We start from the raw sequence: 6,023 nt of genomic DNA on the forward strand, positions 1-6,023 counted from the left end.
AATCGGTTATTAGCGGATTGTTTTAAGACATTTAATATCACGCATTCATTAAGCAAGAAAGGATGTCCTTATGATAATGCGGTAGCGGAAGCGACATTTAAAACAATTAAAACGGAATTTGTAAAAGGCCAACGTTTTAACTCAACGGCTGAGTTACAACGCGCTTTTTCGGCTTATGCTTATTGGTATAATCATAAACGATTACATTCTTCGTTAGGCTACTTGCCTCCCGTTGAATTTAAAAAACACTTACCCCTTAATTTTTTTGTTTGAAAATGTGTTGCCATTCCAGTAAATCAATAATACTCAATTGCTGATGTGACTTGAGGTTGTCTTGCGCTTCTTTTGGTGTTTTTGCTTTTCCAGAACCTTTACCCATTTTTCTTCCCCTTTATGATTTCTCCCCACGGTATTGGTGTTATTGGGTTTTTATCTGTATTCGTTGCGTCGTCTAATGTTTCAAGCCCTTGTGATAGTACTTTAGAGCCTATTTTCGTTAATCCGTAACAAAGCGGCACAGGTGCACCTTGTCCTATTGTGTTGTCTAAGTTGGAAAAATAAGTGTTATTGTTTTTATCACCTGTCAACTTATCGGTTTTAGGTAGTTTAGTTAGCATCTGAGCGACACCGCCAAGCATTAACCCAGCACCACCAGCTACCAAAGCCAGTCCTACCCCTGTTGTTATACCGACTACTACACCGGCAACGACCATCGCTGCGCCAGCTATAAAACTAAAAATACCGCCTTTAGCTCCAGCAACTTGGGGGACAATATGAATAACGGCATCTTGTGGAATTCGACTGTGTAGACTAAACTGTAAATTGTCCTCGTTCATATCTACGCCGTTAATTCGTACCCGAAAATAGCCGTCCATAATTTGCTTTTTCAAGCCTTTGATTTGGCAATACAAACCATTCAATGCTTCTGCTGCTGTTTCAACATTCAGATTGAACTTATCGCCATATTGTTTAAGATTGCCGTAAAGCCTGACAATTGCCATTTCTTATGCCTCCATATTGAATGTGTGTACTTAAGCCAAAACCCGTCATATAAATCTCTTTTTGATAAACGGTTTGGACAGTGATGTAAAATGAACTGATTACCGATGTAGATAGCTGCATGATTAGGTGTTGTTGAACCAAGACAAACTAAGATAACATCGCCCTCTTGGATGTCATCAACTTGTTCAAACTCATTTTTAGGCAGTAATTCTAAGTAGAGATTTTGCCCGTTATGCCACCAATCGTCTTGCCTTTCGTAATCGGGCAAATCAATACCAGTTAGCATGTATGCGTCACGCACTAGCGTTAGGCAATCTGTTTTGCCGTGATTAAATTCGCGACCCAATAATGGTTTGATGTGTCTAAATTGATGAATTTTGTTATCACAGACCAGCCACCAGTCTAATCCTGTTTGTTGCTGATAAAACTGGTCTGCTTGGCTGAGTATCGGTAAACCGTTTGGATGAGAGTGAACTACAGCAGTTATCTCTCCTTTTTGTTCTGCCTTTATCCAGTCATCTGGTGATATTTCAAATGTTTCGGTTGGTGTGGGTGAGATATTTTTACACGGTAGATATGTTTTATTATCAATAACAAATCCGCAGCACTCAGCCTCACCGCAAGAAGTTGCATGATTAAGTATTTGTGTTTTCATAATTAATTAAGAGAGTTTTGCGGCGGTTGGAAAACCACCAAAAGGAAGAATGCCGTGTTGCCCATAACGCAGTTTACAGCCAGTAAGGCAACCGCTACATTTGTCTTTTGTGATGTCATTAGTCGGTTTATCAAATTCATCAGCTACAGGTCCACCAGTGTAACCACACTCTGACGAACGATATATCCAGCTACAGGTATTAGCGATAATAACACGGGCAGGTATTAATGCACCATCTGATTCACATGGCAACGCTAATTCAAACGTAACTACCATCGAGTTTTGTTGTTTGACTTGTTCGATAACATAGTTCGAAATAATTTCGCAAAACGGATCGGCATATTTATTACCATTTTCAAAATTCACCGCAGCTAGATATTTAACTGGCACTTCATGACGGGTAACAACTGCGCCAAGCAAGCCGTCAAAATCGGCAATTAAGCCTGTGATAAAGCCCATCGCATTGCTAACGCTCATGGTTGGACGGTTACTTACACCCTGTCCACTCTTTTCAAAGCCTTCAACTTTAATAGGATACGGCTCATAAATATTACCCTGCCATGTAATTGGTCGCCGAAGCTCATTTAATCCGTTATGAAATCGAAATATCATTTTATTACCGACAATCTTCGTTAAATCGACTTCATACAAATCAATAATCGCATCTTGCGCTATTTTTGTGATATCAAGTAGCATTTTTTTGGGGATCATGCGACCACCTCCTCAAATGTTGCAGAAATCGTTTTAGCTGCGCCGTTGGGCGTTGATGTCCAAAAACGGCAGACAACTTTGATTGTTTTGTGAGTGTTAGGCTCTCGCCATAAAAAGGCTTTAACCGCATTGTGTCGGCTAAGAAAATCATCAATCAAGCTGATATCTTCTGATAATCCAACAAATGTTACATTGTATGAGCGCAGATCGTTGTTAATACCGTCCCGAATGCGTTGCTCATAGCCGTCGCCGAATTTAATTACCTTTACTTTCGGTGATACTGAAATCGTGGAGCTGTTTTGAGGTCTCCAGTGAAATGTTTCCATAATTTTCTCCAGATATAAAAAAAGCCCGCATTTGCGAGCTTTAGGTTTGATTTTATTTTGTATATCTACATTAGATTTTTCATATTCAATTAACAACAATCGGCGTGTTTTTGTGATGAAAACTGCATTTGCAAACCTAATGCTTGAACAATTTTAAAGATTGTATTAAAAGTAGGATTCCCCTCACCTGATAACGCTTTATAAATACCTTCACGACTTATACCTGTCTCTCGTGAAAGCTGACTGATGTTTTTAGCTCTAGCTATATCACCGAGCGCAATAAATAAAAATTTAGGGTCTCCTTCTTCTATTGCGGCATTTAAATATTCTTGCATTTCTTCATCAGTATTTAAAAAATCAACCACATCAAAAGTTTTTAGTTTTGTAGTCATAATTAACCCCATTTATTTGCTAATTCTTTAGCAATTTTAATATCTACCTGTTGTGTATCTTTGTCACCGCCACACAATAAAATAACAATCTCATTATTGCGATTAACAAAATAAACTCTATACCCTTTTCCGCAATGAATCCTCATTTCTGATACACCACCTCCTACAGGCTTAACATCACCAAAATTACCTTCTTGTATACGACGAATTCGAACTTTAATTTTAGCTGCTGCAATTTTATCTTTAAGCGACTTCAACCATTTTTCCATCTCTGGTGTATAACTTACAGTAATCATGCTTTATTCCTGTTTTAATTTAAAACTATTATATCTCACACCGCCAAACTGTCAACTTTAGTTATCAATCCTTTTTATTTATATTTTTGCTAGAACTTATATAATGTTTATATTGAGGTTAATCATAAAAATAATAATGAATAAAACAATCGATGTTGAAACAGGTGTACCAAACGAAGTTGTTAACATGGTTTTTGATAATAACTATTCTCCTGCACAAGCATGGCGTGAATATTTAAAGTTATCTCAAGTTGAAGTTGCGAATAAAATAGGTATTAGCCAATCAGCTTATTCTCAATATGAAAAAAGCCAAAAGTTAAGAAAAGCAACACGGATTAAAATTGCCGAAGCGCTACAAATTAAACCTGAACAGTTAGACTTTTAGGCTACCTTAAAAATCAATATGTTAGCTTTAAGTCGTCTTCATTATGAAGATAATTGATATTGACATCCTTCCAGCCCTAAAGGACGGGGTTTTATGGCTAAATCGATAAAAACCGCCTACTCGGCGGTAATCTTGGTGGCGTCATTTCGTGGGATAATTTTTTGTTTCTAAGCCGCCTATGCGGCGGTAATCAATGTATTCAAATTTAGCCTCCCAGTTTCTCTTTTCTAAGCCGCCTATGCGGCGGTAATCAAAATTTCAGCTCACAGAACCATGAAAGTTCATTTCTAAGCCGCCTATGCGGCGGTAATCTAGATTATATCAAACATAGCCTTTTGTTTTAACTAAATTTTAGCCATTTTTTCGAAAATAACCCTTTTTTCTAGCACTTAAATTAATCTATATTTTTCAATGGATTAAAAAAGCGATTAAAAAAAGGGTTTTTGAGTTTAACTCCAAAAACGCCCAAAAAAACATTAATAAAATCAATGCCTTTCCTGACTGGTTTTTTGGGTTAGTTATGTCGAATAATTGGTAATACTTTATTCCAGTTTGTAGTAAGATGACTTGTAATTATATGCGCTGTTTCCCGTTCAATAACTTTTCTAGCCTGCCTTAACGTATATTTGTAATCATAAGCCATGGAGTAAAAAGCACCCGTAAAACGTGAATCTATTGCACGCAATGCAGGCTCTACCAACTCTATATGGTGACGCATTCTATCAGCTACTTTATATAACCAAGCCAAATTGTATAAATCTTCATCAGACAACCCACTTCGAGAATGCACACCACCAAGCCACTCTATAGCTTTGTCAAATTTACTAGCGGGTAAATCCTGATAACGTGGTATCTTAAATTGCTGATGAAATTTTGAATAAACCGCTTGATGTTTTTCACCTGTTCGATACACTCGCTCGTTGACAGCCTGCTGGATTTGCTGTTGTTGTTCGGGCGAAATCGTATTAGGGAATTGTTGCGCTACTTTTGGCATAAAGTGATTATAAAGTACATCGAAACATTCTAATTGATATTGTTCAAGTGTTGCCCTTATTTCTGGTTTTACTCGACTAGTTTCAATGCCGAATAGCCAACCGTTGATCATTGAAATTGGGAGGCAAACATACTCTTGTAAACCTTGTTTTGAAGGTGTGGTCATCATGACCATACCTGAGCTTAATACTTGATGTCGCTTGATTCTTTTAAGCTGAGCTGTAATAGTCTTTACTTAATCTGACATTTAAGTTATTTTATAACACAAAAGGAGAGTCAGAAATGAATCAAACCGCCAAAATCATTAAACCTAAATTAGGACTACTAGAATTAGCTAAGCAACTCGGTAACGTTCAACAAGCTTGCAAAGTCATGGGATACAGTCGAGATAGCTATTATCGCTTTAAAAAACTGTATGAGCAAAGTGGTGAGCTTGCGCTTCAAGAAATCAGTCGTAAAAAGCCTATCGAAAAAAATCGGGTAGAGCCACATATAGAACAAGCCGTTGTCAATATGGCCTATGAATATCCAGCTTATGGGCAACATCGAGTTGCCAATCAACTTCGTCAAGAAGGCATCATGGTGTCAGGGAGTGGGGTACACTCTATTTGGCTACGTCACGATTTAGAAAGTTTTAAAAAACGCTTAATAGCCCTAGAAACCAAAGTGGCACAAGAAGGATGTGTGCTCACTGAAAATCAATTACAAGCCCTTGAAAAAGCCAAAGCATCAAAAGAAGCGCATGGTGAAATTGAGACACATCATCCGGGATATTTATGTGCACAAGATACCTATTATGTAGGGCATATTAAAGGCATTGGGAAAATATACCAACAAACATTTATTGATACCTATTCCAGACTCGCTTTTGCTAAAGTCTATACCGAGAAAAACAGCCTGATTGCTGCCGATATGCTCAATGATAAAGTGCTTCCTTTCTTTGACAGCAAACAAGTGCCGCTGTTACGCATTCTTACAGACCGAGGTACGGAATATAATGGCCATAAGGAGAGCCATGCTTATGAGCTTTATCTTAATCTAGAAGATATTGAACACACCAAGACCAAAGCCTACAGCCCACAAACAAACGGTATTTGTGAGCGATTCCATAAGACGATGAAAACAGAATGTTATGATATTTTATTTCGACGTAAGATTTACACGCAATTGAGTGAAATACAAAACGATATTGAGCAATGGCTTGAATTTTACAATCGAGAAAGAGCGCATTCAGGAAAATATTGTTATGGGAAGACACCATGG

General features: G+C 37.7%; 11 protein-coding genes. 3 read left to right on the top strand and 8 right to left on the bottom strand.

Annotated elements, in window-relative coordinates:
• The coding region (locus A9G35_RS06925; RefSeq protein WP_141673815.1) for an integrase core domain-containing protein at positions 1–273 on the top strand (273 nt) is incomplete at its 5' end.
• Here A9G35_RS06925 and A9G35_RS13910 read toward each other — a convergent pair.
• The 7 genes from A9G35_RS13910 to A9G35_RS06955 all read right to left on the bottom strand — a co-directional run bounded on the left by A9G35_RS13910 (position 257) and on the right by A9G35_RS06955 (position 3,382).
• The gene (locus A9G35_RS13910; RefSeq protein WP_255305986.1) at positions 257–379 is read right to left on the bottom strand and encodes a hypothetical protein; all 123 of its coding nucleotides are present in this window, start codon (positions 377–379) and stop codon (positions 257–259) included. The two genes, A9G35_RS06925 and A9G35_RS13910, sit on opposite strands and share 17 nt — an antisense overlap.
• Positions 372–1,001 carry a tail assembly protein gene (locus tag A9G35_RS06930; RefSeq protein ID WP_065636245.1) on the bottom strand — a complete coding sequence of 210 codons (630 nt, stop codon included), beginning with the start codon at positions 999–1,001 and terminating at the stop codon, positions 372–374. The genes A9G35_RS13910 and A9G35_RS06930 overlap by 8 nt, the downstream gene beginning before the upstream one ends.
• The gene (locus tag A9G35_RS06935; RefSeq protein ID WP_065636246.1) at positions 944–1,657 is read right to left on the bottom strand and encodes a C40 family peptidase; all 714 of its coding nucleotides are present in this window, start codon (positions 1,655–1,657) and stop codon (positions 944–946) included. The genes A9G35_RS06930 and A9G35_RS06935 overlap by 58 nt, the downstream gene beginning before the upstream one ends.
• Before the next feature lie 6 nt (positions 1,658–1,663).
• Complete coding sequence (locus tag A9G35_RS06940) at positions 1,664–2,368, bottom strand: phage minor tail protein L (protein WP_065636247.1); 705 nt, start codon at positions 2,366–2,368, stop codon at positions 1,664–1,666.
• On the bottom strand, positions 2,365–2,694 hold the full coding sequence (locus A9G35_RS06945) for a phage tail protein (RefSeq protein ID WP_065636253.1): 330 nt from the start codon (positions 2,692–2,694) through the stop codon (positions 2,365–2,367). Before A9G35_RS06945 ends, A9G35_RS06940 begins: the two co-directional genes overlap by 4 nt.
• 89 nt (positions 2,695–2,783) lie before the next feature.
• Positions 2,784–3,086, bottom strand: a complete 303-nt coding sequence (locus tag A9G35_RS06950; RefSeq protein ID WP_065636248.1) for an addiction module antidote protein — start codon at positions 3,084–3,086, stop codon at positions 2,784–2,786.
• A 2-nt stretch (positions 3,087–3,088) separates the two neighbouring features.
• A complete protein-coding gene (locus A9G35_RS06955) occupies positions 3,089–3,382 on the bottom strand; it encodes a type II toxin-antitoxin system RelE/ParE family toxin (protein ID WP_065636249.1) in 294 nt (97 codons plus the stop codon).
• 136 nt (positions 3,383–3,518) lie between these two features.
• On the opposite strand from A9G35_RS06955, the gene A9G35_RS06960 reads away from it, so the two are divergent.
• A complete protein-coding gene (locus A9G35_RS06960; protein ID WP_218057221.1) occupies positions 3,519–3,767 on the top strand; it encodes a helix-turn-helix domain-containing protein in 249 nt (82 codons plus the stop codon).
• Between the two features lie 514 nt (positions 3,768–4,281).
• Here A9G35_RS06960 and A9G35_RS13690 read toward each other — a convergent pair.
• Positions 4,282–4,986: a phage antirepressor N-terminal domain-containing protein gene (locus A9G35_RS13690; RefSeq protein ID WP_255305989.1), complete on the bottom strand. Its 705-nt coding sequence runs from the start codon at positions 4,984–4,986 to the stop codon at positions 4,282–4,284.
• A gap of 56 nt (positions 4,987–5,042) precedes the next feature.
• On the opposite strand from A9G35_RS13690, the gene A9G35_RS06970 reads away from it, so the two are divergent.
• The coding region (locus tag A9G35_RS06970; RefSeq protein ID WP_065636252.1) for an IS481 family transposase at positions 5,043–6,023 on the top strand (981 nt) is incomplete at its 3' end.

It is taken from the genome of Gilliamella sp. Choc5-1, assembly GCF_001690595.1.
Taxonomy (GTDB): Bacteria; Pseudomonadota; Gammaproteobacteria; order Enterobacterales; family Orbaceae; genus Gilliamella; species Gilliamella apicola_M.

Excerpts from the sequence above, each read along its gene's own strand:
- A9G35_RS13910 (WP_255305986.1), bottom strand. The coding sequence starts at position 379 with ATGGGTAAAGGTTCTGGAAAAGCAAAAACACCAAAAGAAGCGCAAGAC.
- A9G35_RS06960 (WP_218057221.1), top strand. The coding sequence starts at position 3,519 with ATGAATAAAACAATCGATGTTGAAACAGGTGTACCAAACGAAGTTGTT.
- A9G35_RS06935 (WP_065636246.1), bottom strand. The coding sequence starts at position 1,657 with ATGAAAACACAAATACTTAATCATGCAACTTCTTGCGGTGAGGCTGAG.
- A9G35_RS06930 (WP_065636245.1), bottom strand. The coding sequence starts at position 1,001 with ATGGCAATTGTCAGGCTTTACGGCAATCTTAAACAATATGGCGATAAG.
- A9G35_RS06940 (WP_065636247.1), bottom strand. The coding sequence starts at position 2,368 with ATGATCCCCAAAAAAATGCTACTTGATATCACAAAAATAGCGCAAGAT.
- A9G35_RS06950 (WP_065636248.1), bottom strand. The coding sequence starts at position 3,086 with ATGACTACAAAACTAAAAACTTTTGATGTGGTTGATTTTTTAAATACT.
- A9G35_RS06945 (WP_065636253.1), bottom strand. The coding sequence starts at position 2,694 with ATGGAAACATTTCACTGGAGACCTCAAAACAGCTCCACGATTTCAGTA.
- A9G35_RS06955 (WP_065636249.1), bottom strand. The coding sequence starts at position 3,382 with ATGATTACTGTAAGTTATACACCAGAGATGGAAAAATGGTTGAAGTCG.